The organism is Mycobacterium sp. RTGN4 (genome assembly GCF_033804635.1).
In the GTDB taxonomy this organism is placed as follows: Bacteria; Actinomycetota; Actinomycetes; order Mycobacteriales; family Mycobacteriaceae; genus Mycobacterium.
Genome location: NZ_JAPZLB010000018.1, coordinates 89,701 through 114,741 on the forward strand (window position 1 = coordinate 89,701; position 25,041 = coordinate 114,741).

A 25,041-nucleotide genomic window follows, 5' to 3' on the forward strand; every position below is an offset into this window, starting at 1 on the left:
AATGGACCTACACCCGACGTCAGGAGAGCTCGTGCAGTACCGCAGCCTTGGCCGGACCGGCATGCAGGTCAGCCCCTACGCGCTGGGCACGCTGTTGCTCGGCGCATCCATCGGCAACCCGGACCACGACGACTCGATCCGCATCATCCACAAGGCGCTGGACGCCGGGATCAACTTCGTCGACACCGCCGACGCGTATTCGATTCCGCCCCAAGGTGGTTCAGAAGTCGTCGTGGGCAAGGCGCTGAAGGGACGGCGCGACGACGTCGTGCTCGCCACCAAGTTCGGTCGCCCGATGAGTGATGACCCCAATCAAGGTGGTGCCTCACGGCGTTGGATCATGACCGCGGTCGAGGACTCGCTGCGCCGTCTGCAGACCGACTACATCGACCTGTATCAGGTCCACCGGCTCGACCCCGACACCGATGTCGAGGAGACGCTGTCGGCGCTCTCGGACCTCATCCGCAGCGGCAAGGTCCGCGCGATCGGGTCGTCCAACACGCCCCCCTCCGACATCGTCGACGCCCAATGGGTCGCCGAGCGACGCGGGCTCGAGCGATTCCGCACCGAGCAGCCGCCCTACTCAATCCTCAACCGCGCCATCGAATCCGAGGTGCTGCCGACCGCGCAACGCTTCGGGATGGGAGTGATGGTGTGGGGTCCGCTCGGGCAGGGAATGCTCACCGGCCGCGTCCGCAAGGGGCAGCAGACCGACCTGGTTCGTGCCGGCTTCTTGAAGGCCTTCAGCGACGAACGTCGGCTCGACGCGGTTGAGCAGTTGATTCCGCTCGCCGAAGCGGCGGGCCTGCCGATGACACACCTTGCGATGGCGTTCGCGATCACGCATCCGGGGGTGACGAGCGCACTGCTCGGGCCGCGCAGCATGCAGCAGCTCGACGGACTGCTCGACGGGCTTGACGTGACGCTGTCCGACGACGTGCTCGACCGCATCGACGAGATCGTCGCGCCGGGCACCGACATCGGCACGCTCGACCAGGCCTACCTTCCGCCCGCGCTGCTGTCCTCGAGCCTGCGCCGCCGAGCCGTCGGCGAGCGCGCCGCCGCCTGACGAAAGGCCAATCTCCCCGCGCACCGGTCGTGAAATGAGAGAATGGCCAGGTGAACGGGGGGCGCGTGCGGTACGCGCGGAACGGGGATGTCCGCCTGGCGTACCGCGAGTTTGGGGAAGGCGACACCACGCTGGTCTGGAACCCGGGTTGGTTCAGCAACGTGGAGATGTACGACGATCCGGCGACACCGCAAACTGCAGTCATCGCACAACTTTCGGACGCCATGCGCATCGTGGTGTGGGACAAGAGGGGCACGGGCCTTTCCGATCCGGCCAGCCACGTCCCGCCACTCGATGAGCGCATGGATGACCTCCATGCCGTGCTCGACGCCGCCGATGTCGATCGTCCCGCGCTCTTCGGACAGTCCGAGGGGGGCCCGATGAGCCTCCTGTTCGCCGCGACTTACCCCGAACGCGTGCAGTCGCTGGTTATCTACGGCGCGATGGCCCGGTTCACTCGCGAGCCGCCCGATCATCCATGGGGATTCACGGCCGAAGAGAAGGCACTCCATCTCGAGGACATCGAAAGTCATTGGGGTGAAGGGGCATTGGCCGAGGTTTTCTTCAACGAAATTGCCGACATACCGGGATTTCGCGACTACTACGGTCGATATCAGCGGACCAGCGCCAGTCCGACGATGGCGGCGTGGCTGTGGAAGGCGCTCTTGGAGATTGATGTTCGCGGCGTGCTTGGTTCGATCCGCGCCCCGACTCTGCTGCTCGGGCGTCTGGGCGATCGAATGGCTCCACTCGATGGCGTTGCCGCGTTGGCTGCCCGCATTCCCGGAGCTGAGTTCGAGGAATTGGCACCGGGGCCGCACGGTCTGCTTGATGACACGCTGGGTTCGGCGATCCTCGACTTCGTGACCGGCAGGCCCAGCGTCGTCGTCGATGAACGACTGCTCAAGACGGTGCTGTTCACCGATATCGTCGGCTCCACGGAATTGCTCAGTGCCCGTGGCGACGCGCGGTGGCGACATCAGTTGAACGCGCATGACAAATTGGTCGACAGCGTTCTCATGAAGTACGGCGGCAGTCGTGTGAAGCACACGGGCGACGGTGTTTTCGCGCTGTTCGACGGCCCTACCAAGGCGGTCCGCTGCGGGCTCGAACTCGCGCCCGCGTTGGCTGCGCACGGCATCTTCATCCGCGCGGGAATCCACGTGGGCGAATGCGAGCGACGCGGCGACGAGTGGAGCGGCATGGCGGTGCACGTCGGTGCACGGATAGGTGCGATCGCTGGACCCGACGAAGTGCTCACGAGTCGCACGGTGCGCGATCTTTCAGCCGGCTCGGGGTTGCGCTTTGAAAGCCTCGGTCTCCGGCACCTCAAGGGGCTTGCCGAGGAAACGGAACTCTTCCGCGCCACCTCGCAGTGAGAGACACAGGCGAAACTTCGTTTCAGAGGCGGTAATGCGATATCGCGCACATCGCTGACCAGCGGTGAAACGATGTTGATGTGGACCGCAGCGGGGATGGAGGCGGTGGACTGACCGCGTCGGGGCCGTGCTGTGGTTCCTGCGGCACGACGTCGAGTCCGACGGCCAAGTTCTGTAGTGAGTGCGGTACGAGACTGACCCAGGCCGCCCAGTCGGCTGAGTACAAGCAGGTGACCGTGCTCTTCGCCGACGTGGTTGGTTCGATGACGCTGGCCGCGGTACTGCCGACGGAGCGGCTGCGGGACATCATGAATGAGTTGTTCAATCGTGCGGCCGCAGTGGTGCAGCGCTATCAAGGGACGGTCGACAAATTCACCGGTGACGGCTTGATGGCACTCTTCGGCGCCCCGATGGCGCTGGAGGATCATGCGCTGCGGGCGTGTATTGCGGCGCTCGAGATCCAGTCGGGCGCCGAGGAGTTCGCAGCCGAGGTGTTTCGTCGCGATGGTGTTCGCTTGCAGCTTCGCGTCGGGCTCAATTCCGGCGAGGTCATCGCCGGTTCGATCGGTTCAGGTCCGGGCCGCTACACGGCGGTCGGTCACTCGGTCGGCATGGCACAGCGCATGGAGTCTGCCGCGCCGGCGGGTGGGGTCTTGTGTTCGTTGTCCACCTCGCGGCTGGTGGAGGGCGCCGCCCGGCTGGGTCCTGTCGAAGAGGTTGTGATCAAGGGTGCCGACGTGCCGGTATCCGCGCGGCGACTGCTCGCGGTGGAATCGGGCCGCACGGTCGTGGGCCGCAACGAAGGTGCGATGGTGGGCCGCGACGCCGACCTTGGGCGGCTGCACGGGCTTTTCGACACCGGTCGGAGTCAGTTGGTCGCGGTGGTGGGCGCGCCGGGCCTAGGCAAGAGTCGGCTGATCGCTGAGTTCAGCGCGATGGCCGAGCGTCGGGGCACGCACGTCGTTCTGGCCCGGTGTGAGTCTCACACCACCGGGGTGGCGTTTCGTGCCTTGGCAAGGTTGTTGCGCGCGATGTTCAGAGTTGACGGCCTCAGTGACGCGGATGCCCGCGAGCAGGTGCTGGCTCAATGCGGTGAGGCGCTGACATCGGATTCGGCAGACGCGCAAATCCTGTTCGATGTGATGGGCATCGACGATCCTGGTGTGCCGCAATTGCAGGTCAGTGTCGACGGCCGTCGTCGCCGACTGGTGGAGGTCATGTCCCAGGCGGTGCGGGCGGGGTCTGGACACATGCTGTTCCTCTTGGAGGATGCGCATTGGATTGATGCTCCCAGCGACGAGGTCTTAGCGGATTTCGCCGACGCGCTCAAGCTGACGTCGTCGATGTTCGTCACGACGTACCGGCCCGAAAGCGACGGTGCGCTGCAACAGCATCCGGATGACACGATCACGCTGCAACCGCTCTCTGACGCGATGGCGGTGCGGCTGGCGTGTCAGCTTCTCGGAAACGACCCGTCGGTGGCAGCGTTGGTGAAGCGGATTGCCGTGGCGGCGGTTGGCAATCCGTTCTTCGTCGAGGAGATCGTGCGGGATCTGGGCGACCGCGGTGTGATCTCGGGTAGCCGCGGCGGCTATCGAGTTGTCGGCGGTGTCGATGAGATCGGTGTTCCGGCGACGGTACAGGCCGTTCTGGCGGCGCGCATCGATCGGCTGCCGGCAGAGGCGAAGGCGATCGTGAATGCTGCGGCGGTGATCGGTACCCGGTTCGACGTCGATACCCTGCATGTTCTGCTCCCCGATGTGGGGTCGTCTGCGTTGGCGGACTTGGTGTCGGCGGAGTTGATCGATCAGACCGAATTCGTTCCGCGGCAACGGTATTGCTTCCGGCATCCGCTGGTGCGCACGGTTGCTTATGAATCACAGTTGAGCGCCGTCCGCGCGCAGGCGCATCGCCGGTTGGCCGCGGCGATTGAGGCGCGCGACACTTCCGCCGCCGACGAAAACGCAGCGCTGATCGCCACACACCTCGAAGCGGGCGGCGAACTCGCCGACGCGTACCGATGGCACATGCGCGCAGCGGGATGGCTTCGGCCGCGCGACATTCCGGCCGCACGCGCTCAGTGGCTGCGTGCACGCCCCATCGCCGACCAGCTGCCCGATGACCACGACGACGTCATCGGCATGCGGCTTGCGCCACGCACCATGCTGAGCTCGACGGAGTCCTTCGTTGGCAGTGCCGCTGACGCTGATGAGCAGTATCGCGAATTTCGCGAACTGTCCTTGCAAGCCGGCGACCTGAAGTCGCTAGCCATCGGAACCGCTGGACGCATTATTTCGCTTACCTTCAACGACATCCGCGTTCCCGAGACGCTCGCATTGGCGTCGGAAGTCGAAGAAATCCTCAACCATCTTGACTGCGACGCGCTACCAGAGATCGACATCATTCGCATCGCCGTGGCCCGAGCGCATTACGCCAACTGCGAGTTCGACGCGGCGCTAGCGGGCGTTGGTGCGATCCTGGCACGGCCTCAACAAGAACTAACAATTGAATTCGCGGGCGCTCTCGCATGGCGGGGTGTCATGGAGATGTGCCTCGGCGACTATGAGGACGGCCGACGGCATCTCCAAGAGGGACTCCGGCATGCTCGGGAACTGCCTCCGGTCAGCTACGCAATCATTCTCAGCTTTGGGGGCATCATGGCGGCGATGGGCATGTACCAGCCTGATGACCTGGTCGACGAGATGCGCGAGGCGCTGCGGCGGGCTGAGTCGTTCGGTGACATCTGCGGCATCATCGACGCGCAGTTCGCCTACGGCACAGCGTTATTACGCTCAGCCGACGCCTCACACGACGAGGCGATCGAAGTCCTCGAGCATGCCCGCGCCAGCATCGAGAAGCACAAGGTGCAGACGAACGTGATGACGGCCATCGGTGCTGACCTCGCGATAGACGCCGCGCGCAAGGGGCGACGCGACGACGCGATCGATGATCTTCGCGCGCTGTTCGCGCGCCACATGGACAGCGGCATTCGAGTCGAAGTTGGCTGTACCGCTGAGGCTCTCGTCGGGCTGCTGATCGAGCGCGGAGGCAACGACGACTTCGCCGAGGCGCACCGTGTAGTTGACGATTGGCGAGTCCGGCGGCCAGGCATTCCCGCGGCCGACTTGTGGTGGCTGAAGTCACGCGCCTTGTTGGCCAACGCGCAGGGTGATTCGGATGGGTACGCCGACCTGGCGACGCGGTACCTCGAGCTGTGCGAAAACGTCGACGCCCGTGGACGACTCGCCGACGCCCGTCGGATGGCCAACGCGCCAGCAACCGCGGAAGGTTGACATCGATGGCGACGATTTTGGCATATACCTCCCCCGCGCTCGGCCACGTGCTGCCTATCAGCGCGCTGCTCTCGGAGTTGTCCCGCCGGGGCCACGCGGTTCATCTGCACACGTTCTCCGGCGGCATGGAAATCGGCCAAGGGCTCGGATTCACGACGGAAGCAATCGATCCGCGAATCGAGGCGATTGAACATGACGACTGGAAGGCCAGCAATCCGGGTGCAGGCCTGAAGCGGGCCTTCGCGGTGTTCGGCCGGCGCGCAGAGCTCGAAGTCCCCGACGTCACGGAAGCGATTGCGCGCGTCGACCCTGACGCGCTGCTTATCGACGTGCTGTGCTGGGGCGCGTTGTCGGTAGCCGAAGCCAGCGGCATCCCGTGGGCCTCTTTTTCGCCATTCACGCCCCCTCTGCGCGCAGACGGGATGCCCCCCTTCGGCCCGGGCCTGAGGCCCTTGCCGAATCTGTTCGGACGCGTTCGTGACGCCGTAGTCCGGACCATGGTGAGCGGGCCTGTCAACAGTGGATTGCCATCTATCAATGAGATTCGCGAGCAACTGCAGCTACGGCGGGTCAGTTCGATGGACGAGTTTTGGCGCTGCCCGCCGCTGATGCTGCTCGCGAGCGGCAAGCCGTTCGAGTATCCCCACGTCGATTACGGCGATGCAGTGCAAATGATCGGGCCGTGTCCGCTCGACCCGAGACCCGAGACGGTTCCCGACTGGCTTGCCGCCATTGACCGGCCGATCGTTCTCGTTACCACGTCATCGGAGAAGCAGGGGGACGCAAAGCTTGTTCAAGTCGCGGTGGCCGCATTGGCCGATAAGCCGGTGCATGTGGTCGCGACGATGCCGGCCGGACAACCGGACGACTTCGCTGTGCCTTCCAATGCGACTGTCTGCCAGCTGATTCCGCACGACGTGGTGCTTGACCGCGCGGTCTGTGCGGTGACCCACGGAGGTATGGGCGCCACGCAAAAGGCCTTGAACCGCGGAGTTCCGGTGTGCGTCGTGCCGTTCGGGCGCGACCAGTTCGAGGTTGCACGGCGCGTCGAGGTAGCCGGGTGCGGCACCCGCCTGCCGGCGAAGCGACTGTCCGCGGAGCGCCTCCGCACAAAGGTGCGCGAAGCGATGACCATGACCGACGGAGCGCGACGGGTGGCGGCGGGTTTCGCCGCCACCGGTGGCGTGGCCCGCGGCGCCGACCTCTTCGAGCAGCGCGTGCTTGGCCCTCATGTCAGGTGAACGCCCACGCGCAGCCGTCCGTGCGGGTGCAATTCCGGCTACCGGTGCCGTCCTCTCTGACTCCGATCCGACCGCGTCCTTGGCAAGATTTTCGGCGTCGTCGGCAACGGTGGGGTAGCTTCTATCGACACACCGATTGGCGGCTGCCGAGGAGTTCACCGGTGGATGCGACACCTTTCGGGAAGTACCAGTTGCAGAAGCTGCTGGGCCGGGGCGGGATGGGCGAGGTCTACCAGGCCTACGACACGAAGACCGACCGGGTCGTCGCGCTCAAGCTGCTGCCGCCCCACATGGCCGAGGACGAGACGTTCCAGCAGCGCTTCCGCCGCGAATCGCAGGCCGCCGCGGGTATCAACGACCCGCACGTGGTGCCCATCCACGGATTCGGCGAGATCGACGGCCGGCTCTACCTGGACATGCGGCTGATCGACGGCCAGACGCTGGGGGAGATCCTCGCCGATCGCGAGCATCCGGTCGAGCCCGCTTTCGCCGTCTCGGTCGTCGAGCAGGTCGCGACGGCCCTGGATGCCGCGCACGAGGCGGGCCTGATCCACCGGGACGTCAAGCCTTCGAACATCTTGATCACGAAGCGGGACTTCGCGTACCTCATCGACTTCGGGCTGGCCCGCACCGCGAGCGAGGCGGGCTTGACCACGCAGGGCAATACGTTGGGCACGTTGGGCTACATGGCGCCCGAACGCTTCGAGGGCGGGCCCATCGATGCGCGCGCCGACATCTACGCGCTGACGTGCGTGCTGCACGAATGTCTCACCGGCAACCGGCCCTATCAGGCGGACAGCCTCGAGCAGCAGATCGCCGGGCACATGATGGCGCCGCCGCCCAGGCCGTCGGATTTCGACCCGAAGTTGGCGGCCTACGACGACGTCATCGCCAAGGGCATGGCGAAGAAGCCCGCCAAGCGCTATCAAACCGCCGCCGAGCTGGCCGCCGCCGCCCAACGTGCGTTGAATGCGCCAATACCCAAGGGCGGACGGACTTCTGGGCGGCATTCCGCACGTCGCCCTGTGAAGGCGCCCGCCCCAAGGTTCTCTCGACGCATGCTGCTGGGCTCGAGTGCTGCGGTGCTGCTGGTCGCGGTGTGCGCGGTCGGGGCGTGGCAGCTGTGGGGCGGACCCAACCGGGAAGGCGCCAAGCCTGCGAGCGTCGCCGAGAGTACGGCGCCGCCCGAGACGCCCGACGGGGCGGTGCCCGCGATTGCGGCGACGGTCCCGGAGAGCATTCGTGGGACGGGTCGGCTGGTGGTCGGCATCAATGTGCCCTACGCGCCCAACGAGTTCAAGGATTCCTCCGGCAAGATCGTAGGGTTCGACGTTGACCTGATGGACGCGGTGGCACGCACGCTCGGGCTGGTGCCCGACTACCGCGAGACCGCGTTCGAAAGCATCATCCCTTCGGTACAGGGCGCGAACTTCAACGTCGGGGCGTCGTCGTTTACCGACACCGCGGATCGCGAGAAGCTCGTCGACTTCGTGACGTACTTCCAGGCCGGCAATCTGTGGGCTCGACGGGCCGGGTCGACGGTCGACCCGGGAGCCGCCTGCGGGTTGAAAGTCGGTGTCGCGCAAGGTGGTCTACAGCAGAGCCAGGAGATCCCCGCCAAGAGTGACGCGTGCGTCGCCGCCGGCCTGTCGCCCATCGACATGGTGGTGTTCACCCGCCAGGACGACCTGACCGCGGCACTGGTCAAGGGTGACGTCGACGCCATGTCGGCCGACTCGCCGGTAACGGGCTTCGCGGTGAAACTCAGTGCGGGAGCGCTGGAAACGGCCGGAGAGGTGTCGGACTCGGCCGCGTACGGCTGGCCGGTGGCCAAGGGTTCGGGGCTGGCACAGTCGTTGCAGCAGGCCCTCGAGCATCTCGTCAAGACCGGCGAGTACCGGACCATCGCCACGAAGTGGGGCGTCGAGAAGGGCATGATCGACAAGCCGACGGTGAACGGCGCCGCGGGCTGAGCCTGGCGCAACCCTGAATTCGTGCTCGCGCATAGCGCCGAATTCGGACTGACCGCGGCCGGCTAGCTTTTGTCCGCGCCGGGATCGACGGGCCAGGCCACCGTCCCCAACGGATCCGGCGCGGCGGCAGGAGCCTGCACGGTCGCGTCCGGGTCCGACGTCGACGCCGGTGGCCGCCGTTGGATTCGCAGGGTGGCCGTGGGGGCGGCCTCGGCGAGCATCCTGGTCGAATCCTCGTTGAGCCGAACGATTCTCGGCACCGTCTTCTGCTGCGGCCGGGCGAGCACGATGGTCGGGGGAGCGGCTTCGGCAACCGGAGTTGGCTTTGCAGCCCGCCGCCGCAACACGTAGCCCGCCAACGGTCCCGTGACGAGCGCCGCGACCAGGATGGCCAGGCTCAGCACGCAGACCACGACGTCGAACGTGCTCGTGAGCTGCTGCGCGAGGTCGTTGCCGTAGATCGCGTCGGCGCTGCGCGGCACTGGGTCTGCGTACCGCGGGGCGAGCGCGACGCCGATGACCAACTGCGCGGCGGTGAACACCGAGAGCACCCCGGCGAACGCGGCGATAACGGTCGACGTCAACCCGCCCTTGGCCAGTTGGCGTTTCAGCCATACGGCGACGCATCCGGTGACGACGTTGAACGCCGTCAGCGCGAAACTGTCGTAGATGCGGTGCGGCAGGTCGAGCGAGACCGCGATCAGGTAGTCGGTCACCCGCAGTCCGGCCGCCGCGAACGACCAAAAGGCGATGAGCGTCAAGCACTTCAGCGCCGCGCCGCGGTACACGGCCAGCGTTGGCGGCTTGATCAGGAACACGGCGTAGAGCGTGGTCGGTGCGACGATCGCGGCCGCGGCGGCCCAGGCCAGGTAGCCCTCGTAGCCGACGGCTGCGGTCGACGTGTTCTCGGCGATCCCGTGGAACGCGTCGACGTCGCGGCCGACGCCCACCAGCCACACGAGTGTGCCCGCAAGCGCGGCCGAGACGCCCAGCGCCGTCGTCGCTAGCCGGGCGGCGGCCGTCTTCTGCACCAGCCATAGCGAACCGATGACCAACGCCACCATGGCCACCCCGCCGTACAGCAGCGTGGTGACGACGACGGCCACGTCCTGGCCGCCGATGTCGCCCTCGGTGACGAAGAGGTAGCGCAGTCGCCAGAAGAGGTTGAACACCACCGACAGCGCTGCGAGCACAATCGAGCCGATGCCGATGAAGCGCGCGGCTGCGTACCAGCCGTCGAAGTCGTTGCGCTCCAACGTCGTACTGGTGAGCACGGGCTGTGCTGCGAGCAGCGCCCCCGCGATACCCAGCCACATACCGGGTCCGGCGCCAGGGGGCACCATGCCGGTTCCGCCGTCGCGAACGGTCTGCACGAGGTGGAACACGATGAAGCCGAGTACACAGAAGAAGTACGGAGCGTTGAGCCAGTACCGAACCGTCGCCGTGCGGCGGGCATTGGCCTTCGGCGCGGACAGTGCCCACGGCCCGACGTAGGGGGCGACGGCGGCACCGATGGACAGCAGCGTCACGACCACGAGCACCACGAATACGAGCGCGCTACTGCCGGGGACGCCGACGCCGAATTCGATGCTCCACGGGAGCAGCGTGGCGATGACGAGCAGCGCCACCGCGAGCCCGTCGCGCACGCGGTTGGCCCGGGCGGGGACGTAGCCGACTTGGGACCGGGGCACGGCGGGGCCAGCTTCGCTCACGAACTCAACTGTGCTCATTCTGGGTCGGGTGCACAAGCGGCAGCCGGGATACGCCAAGGATGTTCCAAGGGTTCGCGGTAGCGTGGACGGTCTGGTCGGGCAGACGGAGGCAAGGAGTAGTCCTGTGGACGTAGTCCTCGGGGTAGCGGTGACCGGGCCGGTCGCCCGGCTGGCGCTGATGGAGTCGCCCGCCACGGGTGGCCACGTGCTCGACCAATACGAACTCGACCTGCTGGCCGATGGGACGACCGACTTGTCGGACACCATCGTCAGCACCTACCGTGCGGTGGCCGAGTCGGGCAACCGGATGTCGGCGACGCGGCTCTACTTCGACGACGCGGCGCGCGCCGACACGCTGCGGCGGGTGCTGTTGAGCGCCGGGGTCCAGGACGTCGAGGTGGTCTCCGAGGACGAGGCGGCCACCGCCCTGATCCGGAACACCGCAGCCGATGCCGGGTTGCTGCTGGTGGACGACGAGACCGCGACGCTCGCGATCGTCGGCCAAGACTCCTTGACGACGTCGGTGCTGGCGTCGGCGCCGATCGGGGCTGCCGGTGCGGCCGTCGCCTGCGCGGCGGTGTTGGAAGGCGTGCTCGGACGGCCGGACGCCCCGCTGCGCGTGATGCTTGTCAGCCATCGCGCCGACCTCGAGTCCGTCGCAGCGGGCATCCAATCGCCGATCCCGGTGGAAGTGCCCGCCGATGCCAGCTTCGCGATCGCACGGGGAGCGGCGCAGACCGCCGTCGACCCGGCTGGGCCTGCCACTCAACTGGCTCCCTCCGTCGACCCGGCTGGCCCGGCGACGCAGTTGGCGCCGACTGCTCCGACCGCCGGTGAGGCGACCGCGCTCGCGGCCTCGGTGGGGCCGCAGCTCGCCTACTCGATGGCCGATGACGAACCGTTGCCCATGGAGTCGGGCGAGTACGACGAAATGCCGAACGCTCCGCTCGGCGAGTTGATCCCCGAGCAGGACGAGGATGCGACGGAGTACACCGCCGCGGTGACGCCGGCGCCCCCGCGCATGCTGTTGATGGGCAGCGCGGTCGGCTTCTTGGTCATCAGCTTCGCCACACTGGCGGTCGCGGTCGCCATCAACGTCCGGCCCACCGCTGCGGTCAGCGATTTGCCAACGCCCGCAGCACAATCCGATGCCGTGCCGGGACGTTACCTGCCGCCGGTTCCGCACCAACCCGATCCGGTGTCGCTGCCCGTCGCCGTGCTGACCCCGCCGCCTGCGGCGCCCGTCGCGCCTGCCCAGCCGCGCTCGAGGACGGGCAATAACAGCAATGGCAACGTGCCGTCGGCCCCGGCGCCGGTCGACATCCCTGCGCCGGAAGCGCCGCCGCTGCCGCCGGTGGACGTCCCGCCGATTCCGGCCCCCGTCGTCCCGCAGTTCCCGCCGATCATCCCGATCCCGATTCCGCTCCCGCCGATCGTCGTCTTCCCGCCAGGCCAGCAGCCGCCGTGGACTCCGCCGTGGAAGCCACCGTCATCGCCGCCTTCGAGCCCGCCGTCGTCGCCACCCTCTTCTCCGCCGTCCAGCCCGCCTTCGAGCCCACCGTCGTCGCCACCCTCTTCTCCGCCGTCCAGCCCTCCTTCGAGCCCGCCGTCGTCGCCACCCTCTTCTCCTCCGTCGAGCCCGCCGTCCAGTCCGCCGTCGTCACCACCTTCCAGTCCGCCGTCGAGCCCTCCTTCGTCGCCACCCTCGATTGAAGTGGTGACGCCGAAGTACACCCCCGAGCCCGAGCCGGAGTACAAGCCGCCTGCGCTTGCTCCGGAGCCAGCGCCCGTCCCGGCTTACACGCCCCCGGCCCAAGCTCCGGAGGCTCCGGAGCTCCCGAAGTTGCCTGAGGTAGCTCCGGTCACCCCGTCGTACTCGTCCCCGCTCGGCTAGCTCAGCTTGACCAACTCAACGCCGACGGTGATGTGCGCGTTGATCATTCGGAGCGAGATGAAGCGCCAGTCGACCTTGTAGTGGCGCTGTTCGGCCACGGATTCAGCTCACCGCGTCGACGGCGGCCAGGATGTCGGATACCTCGCTGCGGGTCGAGTAGTTGGGGTGCACGTCGATCCATCGGATGACGCCCGCGGCGTCGACCACCACGACCGTCGGCATCGGCAGCGTCTTTCCGCCATCGGCGTTCATCTCGGTGAGGTCCAGGCCCAATTTGATCTGTGCGGCAATGGAATCGGCCGACGGCTCGATCAGGATGCCCAACGCGACCGCGAGCTGATTGCCCGGATCGGATGCCACCGCATAGGTCAGTTCGTTCGACTCGGTGGAGCTGAGCGATCCGTCTGGCTTCTGCGGGCTGACGGCGATCAACTCGAAGCCGCGTTCGGCGAGTGCAGGCACCAGCTCGGCTTGATAGGTGCGCAGCGTGATGTTGCAGTACGGGCACCAGGCCCCGCGGTAGAACACCACGACCGCGGGTTTGCCGTTTCGCAGCCGAGCCAGCGAGGTGGGTCTGCCGTGGACGTCGAGCAGGTCGCCATCGGGCATGGCCGTTCCCGGCACGACGACGCCGTTCGGCACGCCGCCCGCGTCCAGTGCGGCCTGCTCGGCAGCGAAGGCACCCATGACGTCCGCGGGCATCGCCGAGCTTGCGCCGACGATCATCGCTTCTGCCTGCTCGGCGATGGTGGGTGTGTGCGTCGTCATGCGACCGCCTTCCGATGCTTAATTGGATTGATCACTCCACAAAACGCTTCGATTTTTGGATTGTCAACTCCAGAATCGGTAACCTCTAACGATGATCACCCGAAAGGGCCAGGCCACCCGGGACCGAATCGTGGCCGCCGCCGCGATCCTGATGCACGAGCGTGGGGTCGCAGGCACCAGTACCGAGGACGTCCAGGTCGCCGCGGGAGTCAGCGCGTCGCAGGTGTACCACTACTTCCGCGACAAGCGCTCGCTCACCCGCGCCGTCATCGAGTACTGGAGTGACGCGATCCTCGGATTCCAGGAACCTCTGCTGGCGCGCCTCGACGACTTCGACGCATTGCGCGGCTGGGCCGACGTGGTCGTCGACGTGCAACGCGCCAACGACTTCCGGGGCGGCTGCCCATTGGGCTCGCTGGCGAGCGAACTGGCCGAAAGCGACAGCGCGGCAAGAGCCGACCTCGCAGCGAGCTACCAGCGGTGGCAAGGCGCCATTCATGGCGGCCTCGCCGCCATGAAGGACCGCGGCGAACTCGTCGCCGACGCCGACACCGACAGATTGGCGACGACTCTGCTGACCACACTGCAGGGTGGGTTGCTGCTCACCAAGACACTGCGCGACGGCGAGCCACTGCAGACCGCACTGAACACTGTGATCGACCACATCGAGTCATTCGCGACCGCATAAGCATCTGTCGCGTAACTGTTGTCGCCCAACCAGATTGGACCGGCGAGGACCTGGTTGATGTCCCCGCCGCCCACCTCGACGAGAAGACCGCGAAAGTTGTTGTAGCGCCGCGAGTTAGCGACCTGTGACAGCGAACGACGCGCTGAGCGGGCGTACCCGCCCGAGCATCCCATCCAGGTTGTCGAGGCGTGGCAGGCCACCGGCGTTGCATACGCGCAACAGCTTGCGGACCGCGGGGCCTGCGACCAATCGCCAAGGCGCACCGTGCTCTTCGCGCTCGTGCTTGACGTGGTACAGCACGGCAAGTCCGGCGGTCGCGAAGAACGTCACTTCACGCAAGTCGAGATAGAGCCGGTCGGCGATGAATTGGTGCCGCTCGATATAGCTGGACAGCTGAGGTGTGTTGCTCGCGTCGAGCTCGCCCACGACGGCGATGATGACGCAATTCGATGTCAGGGACGCATTCGCGCTTGCGCGTCCCCATGTCTCCGGCTGCCCGATTCCGGACGGATCCGGGCGATAGCGGCGGGATGTGCCTATGTCATTCATGGCGCCTCCCCTTCCATGGGCGAGACTGATTTTTCGACGGTACTACGGAATTCGTCGCGTGAATAGGGCGGTTTCCGAGTCGGCTAAAACTCCTACACCTGCGTAAATGTGTGTTTCGGCCGTGACGGGAACTAGGTCCGGGCCGCTCACCAGCTGTGGATGCAACGGGATCAGTTGCGGAGAATTCCATAGCAAGCCGCGGGACGTCGCGTGGCCACTGCTGCGGCACCCCCGCGGTCGACGCGCAGCGAATTTCGTACCCACCGGTAGGAGGCTGTGCGCTGCGACGACGCGCTCGGGTAGCCACTTTTGAGGTGCGCTCAACGCCCACTGGCGAATCGAACCAACAGCCCGAGTCGGCTACTTCTCAAGAGGTAGCAACCGCAAAAGCGATGCGAGCGATTCGTTGACCGGCCGATGCGTAGCGCTCCTACACAATGGCTATACGGGATCGACTTTTGAAACGACACCGAGCGAGGACGACGTATGACGGCAACGACGACCGGGCCGCCGCAGCCGCCGCAGACCAGTGACGCCGAGGTGGCGGGACCGAGGCGCAATCTGATCTTCACGGCCGTGGTTTTGGGCATGCTGCTGGCCGCGCTTGATCAGACGATCGTGGCGACGGCGTTGCCCACGGTGGTGGCTGATCTCGGCGGTGCCGGCCACCAGGCGTGGGTGGTGACGAGCTATCTGCTTGCGTCGACCATCGTGACGGCGATCGTCGGCAAGCTCGGCGACATGATCGGCCGCAAGACGATCTTCATCGCCGCGGTGCTGTTCTTCATGGCCGGTTCGGTGCTGTGCGGCCTGGCTGGCTCGTTCGAGATGCTGGTGGCTGCGCGCGCCCTTCAGGGCGTCGGTGGTGGGGCCATCATGGTCACCGCGACGGCGGTCATCGGCGAAGTCATCCCACTGCGTGAACGCGGCAAGTACCAGGGTGCCCTCGGAGCCGTGTTCGGTGTCACGACGGTGATCGGCCCGCTACTCGGCGGGTTCTTCACCGACCACCTCAGTTGGCGTTGGGCGTTCTGGATCAACGTGCCAGTGGCGGTCGTCGTCATCGTGGTGGCCGTCGTCGCCATCCCCAACCTCGGCCGGATGGCGAAGCCAGTCATCGACTACGCCGGAATCGTCCTGATCGGGCTGGGCGCGACGGGGCTCACCCTGGCGACCAGTTGGGGCGGCAGCACCTACGCGTGGGGTTCGCCGATGATCATCGGGCTCTTCGTCGGATCCCTGGTTGCCATAGGCGCTTTCATCGCCGTCGAACTGCGGGCGCAGGAACCGATTCTGCCGATGCGGCTGTTCCGCGAGCCGGTCTTCAGCGTGTGCTGCGCGTTGTCGTTCGTCGTCGGGTTCGCGATGCTCGGCGCGTTGACGTTCCTGCCGACGTTCATGCAGTTCGTCGACGGCGTCTCGGCGACGACGTCGGGGCTGCACACCCTGCCGATGGTGGCCGGGATGCTGACGATGTCGCTGAGCAGCGGTGTGATTGTCGGCCGCACCGGGAAATACAAGTTGTTCCCCGTGGTCGGATCAGCGGTGATGGCAATCGGTTTCGTGTTGTTGTCGCGGATGGGCCCAGACACGTCGACTCTGGTGCAGTCGCTGTATCTGGTGGTGCTCGGCGCTGGCATCGGGATGAGCATGCAGGTGCTCGTGCTGATCGTGCAGAACACCGTCGACTTCAGCGATCTCGGTGTGGCGACCTCCGGTGTGACGTTCTTCCGCACCATCGGCAGTTCATTCGGTGCGGCCGTATTCGGCTCGCTTTTCAACAACTTCCTGCACAGCCGGCTCGCGGACGCCGTCGCACAAAGCGGCGCTCCAGCCGAGGCGGCGCAGTCTCCTGATGCACTGCACAAGCTGGCGCCGGAAATGGCCGCGCCGATCGCGGCGGCCTACGCCGACGCGCTCGACCTCGTGTTCCTGTATGCCGCGCCGGTCGCGATCGTCGGATTCGTGTTGGCCTTGATGCTCAAACAAGTTCCGTTGCGCGACAACGCCGTCAGCACCGCCATCGATCTAGGTGAGGGCTTCGCGATGCCGACCACCGACTCGCCGGACCAACTGCTGGAGAACGCCGTCGGCCGGCTGATTCGCCAAGGCTCCGGCATGCAATTGCGTGCCTTGGCGGAGCGTCCGGGGGCCAAGCTCGACATCGGCCGATTGTGGGCGCTCATGCAGGTGTACCGCTTCGGGCAGGCCGCCGGGCAGGCTCGGCTGGGCGACGTCGCCGAGCACGTCCGGGTGCCACGCGAGATCCTCGCGCCGGCGTTCGACCGGCTCGCTGCCACGGGTTATGCCGAGCGCAGCGGAGACAACTTCTGGCTGACCTCCGCCGGGTCGCATCAGGTCGAAGTCGTGCGCGCAGAGACGATGAACTGGCTCACCCAGCGGCTCGCCCAGTCGACCGGGTTGCAGGCCCGCCCCGATCGTGGCCAAGTCCACGACGCATTGGAGCGCATCTCGCAAGACGTTCTGGTGCAACGGGATTGGACTGACGACGAGACGCAAGCGATGCGGATGCGTCCTCCTCGCCGGGCGCTGCAGCCGCCGAGCCGCGCGCCACAACCGCCGCCGCCCCCGCGACCTCCGACGTACTACCCAGGGCCGAGGACGCGTCCACGCCCGCTGGAGTCCCACGAACCGCCGACCACTCGGCTACGGCCGCAAGGGCCGCCGCCGAGGCCTCCACGACCTCCGCAGCGATAGGCGCTCAGGTGGTGGGCGCCATGTGGTCGGCGACGAATCCCGCTGCCTGACCGGCCATTCCGTTGAACGGGTAAGAAATGTGCGCCATCGTCGGTAGGCCGCCCGGCGAGCCGTCGCAGATGGTGTCACCCTGTGCGCACAGGGTGATGGTCTTGGACACATAGTTCGGGCCGATGGTCAGGTCCGGGGCGTCGTACTGCGTGAGAAACGCCGGCGATGGCTTGCCGAACAACGTGACTGCGGCGACGTGGTCGGCCAGCTTGGGCGGCAGCGGCGCCGGCACCAACGATGCGGGCACGCCGGCCGGCGCTTCGGCCGCCGTGACGTATCCGGCGACGACGGCGCCCTGGGAGTAGCCGCCCAGCACGATCCTTGTGTTGGGACAGTTCGTTGCGGTGGACTGCACGTGCGCCCCGGCGTCCCTGACGCCGGCGATGACCGTTTCAGCGAACGCCTCGCGGTTGGTGAAGTCGCTGCTGGCCGCGTAGTCGACGGGGTATACGTCGACCGACTTCGGACCCAGTTGCGCGCGCAACGCGTCCACGAGTGCCTGGCCGACGTTGCCAACGCCGGGTGGCTCGTCGGTCCCGCGCGCGAAGATGACCTCCACGTCGGGGCAGGGTGCGGCCGACGCGGGCGGTACGGAAGTGCAGACGAGGGTTGCTCCGGTGGCGACGACCGCCGCCCCGAGTACCCGTGTTACGTGGCTAGTTCTCATCTGGCGAAAGTACCCCTGTGTTTGCCGGCTTAACCGTGACTTACTTCGATGGCTGGTCTTCCTTCCAGATTTGGAGCACGTTGACGTACGGGTCGGGCTTCACCGACAGCGCGCCGACGAACGGATGCTCGAGCGCGAAGATCAGATACATGACGAAGCCCATCAGGCCGGCCGTCAGCGCCACGGCACAGGCATGAACCAGGAGATCCCGCGTGCCGAACAGGAAGGTGAACGCCATCACCACGGCACCGCCACCGATGAGCAGCACCCAGAGCTCACCGGGAATCGCCGACTCGCCTGTCGAAACCCGTAGCTTGCGGTTGGCGCTGAGGTCGTTCAACTTGACGATGTCGTGGTCGAAGAAGGCGATCTCGTTGCGGGTCTCCGGCTGGACCTTGAGGAAGGCGTTCCAGAGCTCGGTCGTGTGGTCGGACTCCTCTTCGATCGTCTCGCCGCGGCTCATGCGCGGAAATTCGTCGTTGATCACGTCGTCGTCGTACGCGAGGAGGCTGCGCTGCACTTCCGGTCGGTACGCCGCGGGGATGGCCGTGGAATCCCGGAGCAGGTCGGCGACGGCGCTGGCCTCGGCCACGGTGGCATTCTCGGCGTCGCCGAACTGTTCCCACACCACGACCACGACGAAGGCGACGAGCACCGCATACAGCACGCCTGCGAGCTGAAAGACCTGACCGGAGACCGCATTCGCATTCTCGAGCCGGGTGTGCGACACCGTTTTCCGGAACACGATCAGCCCGCCGACCGACAGTGCGATCACGACCGCCACCGTGACGGTCCCGAGAAGTGGGGCAGGCAGCTGCAGAAGCCAGAGCATGGGCACCACTCCCTTGGTCGCGCGGAGATCCAGTATTGCTGCGCCCTTGCTCGAATCGGTGCAAACGCGCTGATGACGATGGGCGCCGTCAGATGTCGCGCGGGACCGGTGGTGGCATGAGTAGAACTTCGGCGCTTCAAAGTGCCCACCTTGCAGCGACTTTCGATGTGGTGTGCCCTAGCGATCGGGGACACATGTGCTAGCTAGCGGGCGCATAGCTCTTTCACAGGTTGGTTACTTAGCTTTGCTTACGGGTTGGGGGCATCGCTCGATGCGAAAGGCCTATGACATGAAACTCAGACAAAGGATCGCCACCGCAGCGGTTGGCTGCGCGCTCGGCATCACCACCATCGGTTTCCAAGCCGGGGTCGCCAACGCGGCCCCACCTGGAGGTCCATGCGGAGCTCCAGGTGCTCAGTGCGGTGGGCCAGGTGGTGGCGGCGGAGGTGGCGGCGGTCGCGGACCAGAAGGTCCTCCGCAAGGACGCGGACCCGGTGGGCCTGGTGGACCTGGTGGGCACGGGGGACCCGGTGGACCTGGTGGACCTGGTGGGCACGATGGACCACCGCCCGACTTCCCTGGTGGCGGCCCAGGTGGACCCGGTGGGCACGGGGGCCCAGGCGGGCCAGGTGGGCCCGATTTCCACGGTGGCGGACCGGGTGACTTCCATGGTGGCGGCCCAGGTGGACCTGACTTCCATGGTGGTGGACCCGGTGACTTCCACGGTGGTGGACCCGGCAATCACGACTGGCGTCCGCCGTGGAATCCCGGTGACAACGACTGGCATGGGCGCTGGCACGGAGCGCCCTGGGGCGACGGACCCGCGCCGTGGGGCTGGGGTGCACCGCCGCCTCCGCCGTGGATCGGACCGCTGCCACCCGCGTGGGGACCGCCCCCGCCGCCGATCAACTATTGGGGCTTCCAGGAGCAGCCAATCTGGGATCAGGGCTACAACCAGTGGGGCTTCTACTTCTTCGGGATCTGGATTCCACTTCCATTCTGACCCCGACAGTTGGCAATAGGGTCCTAGTGCCCAGCTCTGAGCGACACTGTCGCTCAGAGCTGGGCACTTCGACGTCAGCTCGGACCGTGAAGCGCGAAAGCTGCCGGACCAGTATTCAATTCGGCGACGAGGTCAACCGGATGGCGGCGAGGCCGAGCCGGTTCGAGGCCGCGGTGAACTCGGGGATCGTGGGTACCGTGCCGTCGCGGAACTTCAGTCCCATTGAGCGTTGGGCCTTCTTCGGCCCGTATGAATCCGCGACCCGGTGGCCCAGTTCGGCGACGGCTGCCGCGTCGGTGATCAGGTACCCCTGCATCGCCGTGGTCTTGCCCGCGTAGAGCACGTCCGCCGGCGCGCCGTCGCGGAAGTTGTACTTCCACCCAGCACTGAGCAGGACGTACAGGTCGTCGCCGACGCGGTGCGCGCTGACGGGCACCGAGAAGTGGCGTCCAGACTTGCGGCCGGTGAAGCTGACGACCATGAAGTCCTTTAGCGCGGAGCCCAGGGGTGTGCGCAGCGCGAGGTGCAGGACGGGGTTGAACGCGCGAAGCAGTGCTTCGGGTGGGTGCGAGAGTTCGATCGCTTCTGACATGAGTTCACGGTAGGACGCGAGGTGGTCCGCGGGGCGTTATCTGCAATTTCGTCGACTACGACACGACGGACTCGAGTTCGCCGCGCGATACCGAGATCTGCTGTGGCCCAGTGACTTCACTAGTCCACATGTCGAAGAGTCCGGGTGGTGACCACGGCGAAGCCGACCGGACTCGTCCGGCCGGCCCCGCCAGTAGGTCAGACCGCAGACTTCACCGGCGGCGGCGCGATGGGTCCGGCGAGCCGGTAGTAGTAATAGTCGGTCACCGTGGTCGTGCCGAGCAGCTTGCCGTTGGCGTCGTAGACCTTGCAGATCTGGTCGCGATCCCAGCCGCGCTTCACAGTGCTGTACACGCCCTTGACCGCGCCCGCGGCGTACGAGCCGGGGTGCTGTTCGCAGGACTGCTGGATGCTAGTGGCGGCCGAGGCCGGTGCGCTCAGCGTCAGCGCCCCTGCGGCGATGGCGGCGGCGCCGACGCCCGCGCTGACGATGGTGCGGAAGGTGGTGGCGTTCATGGTTGCTCCTTCGGTTTGTCGCAGCCCGTGTGCCGCGTTCACAGGTAGGAGCAACCGGTACGACGCGTTCCCACACTTTTTTGAAGGCCCGCGAAAACTAACGTGCTAGAGGCCTCTGCCCGCCAGCCAGCCGCAGATGCGCTCGGCGACGTCCGGCCAGCCCGGTTCGACCATCATGTTGTGGCCCATCCGCGGAAAGAGTTCGGCGGTCGTCCCGTAGGCGCGTGCCGTGGCTCGTACCTCGGCGTTGGTGATGGTCCCGTCGTCCTCGCCGCCGAGCACCAGCATCGGTGCTCGCACTCGCGCGGGTTTGGGCAGCCGGAAGCCCGAGTCGACGAACGACGCGCGCAGGCTCTCGTTCTCGCAGCGTGCGGCGGTGGCATCGACGATCGCCTGCGGCGTGTGCTGGCAGAACAATGATTCGCGGGGGAGCCGCGTGAAGACTTCCTTCATCTCGCCGAACGTGTTGGCGCGCATCGAGATCCAAGGGTGTTTGAGCCACACCCGGAGCGCGCACGCGAGCACGCCCCTCGGGGGAAGCGAGGCCATCAGCACTCCCGCGGGCGCGTCATACCGCGCGAGGTAATGCTGCAGGGTGAAGCCGCCAAGCGAATGGCCGATCACAATCGGTTCACTGTCGAGTTCGTCGGCAGCGGTGCGTACGTCGTCGACGTAGTCGGCCACCGAGAGTTTCGTGAGCGGCTTGTTGGAGCCACTGCCGCCGTGGGCTCGGAAGCTCACCGCGACGGCGCGGAAGCCGTGACTCGCGAAGTAGTCGAGGAAGTGTTCGTCCCAGCACCACGCGGCGTGACATCCGCCGTGGACGAACAGCAACGGCGACGGGTGCGCCTCCGTGACGTGACCCTTGTCGATGACTTCCAGCATCAGCGTCCCCCCGCTCGCCACACGTGTTCTGGACTCAGTATCACCGGCGATATCGACTTCAGAGTTCGTTATTGATCTGCTCGCGCTCGGACAGCGGCTTCACAGTGTCTGCCCACGCGCGACACAGTGACTTTGCGAGCACCGGTAGCACCCGTGCTGCACTGCGGTCGCGGCGGTAGCTGGGCTCGTCGTTCGGACGGGTCCTCGCATCACGTGTACGCTGATCACTGGGCAATTGGCTTGTGCTGCTACGACTTCGGTGTCGTCGCACGTCACCCGTCGCGGGGCGCGGGTTGAGCGGGACAGTATGCGGGAACACTCCGTCAGTGCTGACGGGCTGACCAGCGTGGTCGCCAACAAATCTCGTCGCGAAGGGTGGAAGAACGCATATGGGTTCCCCGGGTGTCGGCTCGCGTTTGGGCACGCAATTCGGGCCCTACGAGTTGCAGTCGGTGATCGGCATCGGCGGAATGGGCGAGGTCTACCGCGCCTACGACACGGTGCGTGAGCGTTTGGTGGCGCTCAAGCTGCTGAGGACCGACGTCGCAGCCGATCCGAGTTACCAGGCCCGCTTCCGGCGTGAATCGCGCATTGCGGCCCGGCTGCAGGAGCCGCACGTCATCCCGGTGCACGACTTCGGCGACATCGACGGCGTGCTCTACATCGACATGCGGCTGGTCGAGGGGCCCAGCGTGAAGGACGAACTGCGGGCGCACGGCGCGCTGCCGCCGGCCCGCACGGTCGCGATCATCACCCAGGTTGCCGCCGCACTCGACGCCGCGCACGCCAACGACCTGGTGCACCGCGACATCAAGCCCGAGAACGTGCTGCTGACGCCGGACGACTTCGCCTACCTGGTCGACTTCGGCATCGCGTACGGCGGCGGTGAGGCGACGGTGACCAAGACGGGGCTCGTCATCGGCTCGTGCGCCTACATGGCCACCGAGCGACTGAGCGGCAAGACCGGCGGCCCGCCGTCGGACGTGTACTCGCTGACGTGCCTGTTGTTCGAGTGCCTGACCGGTCGCGCGCCGTTCGAGGCGGGGGATCTACGCCAGGTGATGAGTGCGCACATGTTCGCCGCGCCGCCGCGGCCGAGCGCCTACCGGCCCGGAGTCAGCGCATTCGACGACGTTGTCGCCAAGGGCATGGCCAAGAACCCCGCCGACCGATACGGCTCGGCGGGCGAGCTGGCCAAGGCCGCCGCCGTCGCCCTGCGTGGCAGCCCCGCGCCGATGGCTCAACCGGTACGCCCGACTCCGCCGCCGAGTACGCGGGAGTTCGCGGCGGCGCGGCCGAGCCCGTACACGCCGTACCAGCCGCCGCCCGTCTCTCCGGCAGAGGCCGTCGAGGTCCGCAAGTCACGGTTCAGCAAGACGCAGTGGGCGTTGCTGCTCGGGACTATCGCCATGTTCGCACTCGCGGGGATATTGGCCGCAACGTTGGTCTTCACTGGGGGCAACGGCTTCTCCACGCCGCCAAGCACGCTGGCCGCGCCGACACCGTCAGCAGCGCCCACCGAGTCGACGACGCCGTCAACCGTCACGACGACGGTGACGACCACGCCATCCACGACGTCGACGACCACCTCGCCGTCGACGAGCGGGGCGCCCCTTGCCGGTATGGCGGATACCGACGCGCAGGGGTTCGTCGGTCATGCGGCGCGCTGCGATTCGGGCAGCACCGTCGCGGCGGCGATCAGAACCGCGTCGTCGTTGGCGGTGGTATGCGAGTCGACGCCGGGCAGCTACTACTACCACGGTGAACGCTTGGCCGACGGGGCCAACCTGCAATTGGCCAATGCGACTCCCAGCGGCGGTGGATTCGACGTCGTCAACCCGGCCGACGGTGCGCACTACCAAGTGCGGCCCGACGAGCTGACCATCTCGAGCAACGGGCATGTGGATTCGTCGGAGCCGGCGCTGGAGTACGGCGGCGCGGACTAGCGGGTGGCTTCAATGGCGGAACAACCATTGACTTGGCGGTTTCGGACGCTACATTCAGTCCACGTCATTCTCAGCATTCCTGCAGCACAGATTGGACTGGCTATGAGGAAAGGTCGGCTTACTCGCCGCGTCGCCGCGAGCCTTGGCATCGCTGCCGTTGTCTCGATGGGAGCGTTGACCGCCTGCGGCGGTAACGGACCCAGCGGTCCCTCGAGCACCACGACGCCCACCACGTCGACGAGTCCGTCGGCCACCGAGAAGAGCATCAACCCCACCGGCGGCAACCTCTTCACGCCGCCAGTGAAGGCCACGCCGGCGCCGACGGCCACCCCCGCACACGGCGGCCCGCCTGCCGCCGGCTGACTCACATACGCACGACGAATGGTTCTGTCCTGGGCCGCGTTTGAGAATTCGCGTTTTAGGGCAAGATCAATTACATGCGAAATTTTCTACGCCGTACGACCATCGCCGCGGTTGCGGCCGCTCCCATCGCCGCCGTGTCGCTGTTCAGCGCCGGCATCGGTTCGGCAGAGCCGCTCAACTGCGTGAACGGGCAATTCTGGGATCCGATCACCAACACCTGCCAGTCGCCGCGTCCGGCGGACAACTGTGCGCCCGGTGAGTACTGGAACGGGCTATCCAATGTCTGCCGACCGCTGGGTCAGCTCTAATCCCGCTCGCAGTCCGAGAAGAGCATCAATGCCGTAGTCGGTCCCCGAATGCAGTATCACCAGTGATATCGCGTTGGCGGTGCTCATGCGACGGGTGTGGTTCCTCCGCCGCATCGAATCAGAGAGGTGCACCATGACGACAATCATCGTGACGTCATCCAAGTCTCCGCACGGCAACACCCGACGGGTTGCCGACGCTCTTGGCGAGGTGCTCGATGCTCGCGTGTTGAGTCCTGAGCAGGCCACGCCTGACGTCCTCGCTCAAGCCGACCGGATCGGGTTTGGCTCGGGAATCTATTGGCTGAACTTCGACCAGCGCCTCGCAGAGTGCATTCGCAGCCTGCCGGACATGACAGGACGCGACGCATTCGTGTTCGCAACGAGCGGTCTGCCGGAGCCGCCGTTTCGGCGCTATACCCGAACGCTTGGGCGGGTCCTCGAAGCCAACGGATTCCGTCTCGCCGGCATTTTCACGTGCCGGGGCGTCGACACGTGGGGGCCATTCAAATTGCTTGGCGGCGTCGGCAAGGGCCGTCCCAACGACAGCGACCTCGCAGCAGCACGAGCGTTCGCCACGCAACTCGCGACATGAGCA

The 25,041-nt window shown here is 66.5% G+C and carries 21 protein-coding genes; 13 read left to right on the forward strand and 8 right to left on the reverse strand.

The window, feature by feature from the left end; all coding sequences use genetic code 11:
- The first annotated feature begins 31 nt into the window (after nt 1-31).
- From SLQ30_RS29070 to SLQ30_RS29090, 5 genes are all read left to right on the forward strand, one after another.
- Nucleotides 32-1,069 (forward strand): aldo/keto reductase, encoded by a 1,038-nt coding sequence (locus tag SLQ30_RS29070; protein WP_319450358.1) that lies wholly within the window; start codon nt 32-34, stop codon nt 1,067-1,069.
- 50 nt (nt 1,070-1,119) lie between these two features.
- Nucleotides 1,120-2,448 (forward strand): adenylate/guanylate cyclase domain-containing protein, encoded by a 1,329-nt coding sequence (locus SLQ30_RS29075; RefSeq protein ID WP_319450357.1) that lies wholly within the window; start codon nt 1,120-1,122, stop codon nt 2,446-2,448.
- Nucleotides 2,449-2,528: 80 nt separating this feature from the next.
- Nucleotides 2,529-5,741 carry an adenylate/guanylate cyclase domain-containing protein gene (locus SLQ30_RS29080; protein ID WP_319450356.1) on the forward strand — a complete coding sequence of 1,071 codons (3,213 nt, stop codon included), beginning with the start codon at nt 2,529-2,531 and terminating at the stop codon, nt 5,739-5,741.
- Between the two features lie 5 nt (nt 5,742-5,746).
- On the forward strand, nt 5,747-6,982 hold the full coding sequence (locus tag SLQ30_RS29085; protein WP_319450355.1) for a glycosyltransferase: 1,236 nt from the start codon (nt 5,747-5,749) through the stop codon (nt 6,980-6,982).
- A 161-nt stretch (nt 6,983-7,143) separates the two neighbouring features.
- Nucleotides 7,144-8,955, forward strand: a complete 1,812-nt coding sequence (locus SLQ30_RS29090; RefSeq protein WP_319450354.1) for a bifunctional serine/threonine-protein kinase/transporter substrate-binding domain-containing protein — start codon at nt 7,144-7,146, stop codon at nt 8,953-8,955.
- Between the two features lie 62 nt (nt 8,956-9,017).
- Here SLQ30_RS29090 and SLQ30_RS29095 read toward each other — a convergent pair whose 3' ends face one another.
- Complete coding sequence (locus SLQ30_RS29095) at nt 9,018-10,667, reverse strand: hypothetical protein (protein ID WP_319450353.1); 1,650 nt, start codon at nt 10,665-10,667, stop codon at nt 9,018-9,020.
- A gap of 124 nt (nt 10,668-10,791) precedes the next feature.
- On the opposite strand from SLQ30_RS29095, the gene SLQ30_RS29100 reads away from it, so the two are divergent.
- On the forward strand, nt 10,792-12,561 hold the full coding sequence (locus SLQ30_RS29100; RefSeq protein WP_319450352.1) for a hypothetical protein: 1,770 nt from the start codon (nt 10,792-10,794) through the stop codon (nt 12,559-12,561).
- 102 nt (nt 12,562-12,663) lie between these two features.
- Here the strand turns inward: SLQ30_RS29100 and SLQ30_RS29105 are convergent, their stop codons facing one another.
- The gene (locus SLQ30_RS29105) at nt 12,664-13,329 is read right to left on the reverse strand and encodes a peroxiredoxin-like family protein (protein ID WP_319450351.1); all 666 of its coding nucleotides are present in this window, start codon (nt 13,327-13,329) and stop codon (nt 12,664-12,666) included.
- 91 nt (nt 13,330-13,420) lie between these two features.
- Here SLQ30_RS29105 and SLQ30_RS29110 point away from each other — a divergent pair, with 91 nt between their 5' ends.
- Nucleotides 13,421-14,017, forward strand: a complete 597-nt coding sequence (locus SLQ30_RS29110; RefSeq protein ID WP_319450350.1) for a TetR/AcrR family transcriptional regulator — start codon at nt 13,421-13,423, stop codon at nt 14,015-14,017.
- Nucleotides 14,018-14,131: 114 nt separating this feature from the next.
- On the opposite strand, the gene SLQ30_RS29115 is transcribed toward SLQ30_RS29110, so the two are convergent.
- Nucleotides 14,132-14,566, reverse strand: a complete 435-nt coding sequence (locus SLQ30_RS29115) for an STAS domain-containing protein (protein WP_319450349.1) — start codon at nt 14,564-14,566, stop codon at nt 14,132-14,134.
- 486 nt (nt 14,567-15,052) lie between these two features.
- Here SLQ30_RS29115 and SLQ30_RS29120 point away from each other — a divergent pair, with 486 nt between their 5' ends.
- Nucleotides 15,053-17,284 carry an MDR family MFS transporter gene (locus SLQ30_RS29120; RefSeq protein ID WP_319450348.1) on the forward strand — a complete coding sequence of 744 codons (2,232 nt, stop codon included), beginning with the start codon at nt 15,053-15,055 and terminating at the stop codon, nt 17,282-17,284.
- Between the two features lie 4 nt (nt 17,285-17,288).
- Here SLQ30_RS29120 and SLQ30_RS29125 read toward each other — a convergent pair whose 3' ends face one another.
- Both SLQ30_RS29125 and SLQ30_RS29130 read right to left on the reverse strand, forming a co-directional pair.
- Complete coding sequence (locus tag SLQ30_RS29125) at nt 17,289-18,002, reverse strand: cutinase family protein (RefSeq protein ID WP_319450347.1); 714 nt, start codon at nt 18,000-18,002, stop codon at nt 17,289-17,291.
- A 40-nt stretch (nt 18,003-18,042) separates the two neighbouring features.
- Nucleotides 18,043-18,834 (reverse strand): DUF4239 domain-containing protein, encoded by a 792-nt coding sequence (locus SLQ30_RS29130; protein WP_319450346.1) that lies wholly within the window; start codon nt 18,832-18,834, stop codon nt 18,043-18,045.
- Between the two features lie 289 nt (nt 18,835-19,123).
- Here SLQ30_RS29130 and SLQ30_RS29135 point away from each other — a divergent pair, with 289 nt between their 5' ends.
- Nucleotides 19,124-19,837, forward strand: a complete 714-nt coding sequence (locus SLQ30_RS29135) for a chitin-binding protein (RefSeq protein WP_319450345.1) — start codon at nt 19,124-19,126, stop codon at nt 19,835-19,837.
- Nucleotides 19,838-19,952: 115 nt separating this feature from the next.
- On the opposite strand, the gene SLQ30_RS29140 is transcribed toward SLQ30_RS29135, so the two are convergent.
- The 3 genes from SLQ30_RS29140 to SLQ30_RS29150 form a co-directional block, all read right to left on the reverse strand.
- Nucleotides 19,953-20,429 carry a hypothetical protein gene (locus SLQ30_RS29140; protein WP_319450344.1) on the reverse strand — a complete coding sequence of 159 codons (477 nt, stop codon included), beginning with the start codon at nt 20,427-20,429 and terminating at the stop codon, nt 19,953-19,955.
- A 197-nt stretch (nt 20,430-20,626) separates the two neighbouring features.
- The gene (locus tag SLQ30_RS29145) at nt 20,627-20,944 is read right to left on the reverse strand and encodes a hypothetical protein (RefSeq protein WP_319450343.1); all 318 of its coding nucleotides are present in this window, start codon (nt 20,942-20,944) and stop codon (nt 20,627-20,629) included.
- A 105-nt stretch (nt 20,945-21,049) separates the two neighbouring features.
- On the reverse strand, nt 21,050-21,829 hold the full coding sequence (locus SLQ30_RS29150) for an alpha/beta hydrolase (RefSeq protein ID WP_319450342.1): 780 nt from the start codon (nt 21,827-21,829) through the stop codon (nt 21,050-21,052).
- A 389-nt stretch (nt 21,830-22,218) separates the two neighbouring features.
- On the opposite strand from SLQ30_RS29150, the gene SLQ30_RS29155 reads away from it, so the two are divergent.
- The 4 genes from SLQ30_RS29155 (at nt 22,219) to SLQ30_RS29170 (ending at nt 25,038) form a co-directional block, all read left to right on the forward strand.
- Nucleotides 22,219-23,775 (forward strand): protein kinase domain-containing protein, encoded by a 1,557-nt coding sequence (locus tag SLQ30_RS29155; RefSeq protein ID WP_319450341.1) that lies wholly within the window; start codon nt 22,219-22,221, stop codon nt 23,773-23,775.
- A gap of 102 nt (nt 23,776-23,877) precedes the next feature.
- Nucleotides 23,878-24,138: a hypothetical protein gene (locus SLQ30_RS29160; RefSeq protein WP_319450340.1), complete on the forward strand. Its 261-nt coding sequence runs from the start codon at nt 23,878-23,880 to the stop codon at nt 24,136-24,138.
- Nucleotides 24,139-24,212: 74 nt separating this feature from the next.
- The gene (locus SLQ30_RS29165; protein WP_319450339.1) at nt 24,213-24,446 is read left to right on the forward strand and encodes a hypothetical protein; all 234 of its coding nucleotides are present in this window, start codon (nt 24,213-24,215) and stop codon (nt 24,444-24,446) included.
- Nucleotides 24,447-24,579: 133 nt separating this feature from the next.
- Entirely contained in the window at nt 24,580-25,038 is a 459-nt protein-coding gene (locus tag SLQ30_RS29170; protein WP_319450338.1) for a flavodoxin family protein, read from the forward strand.
- The last annotated feature ends 3 nt before the right edge of the window (nt 25,039-25,041 follow it).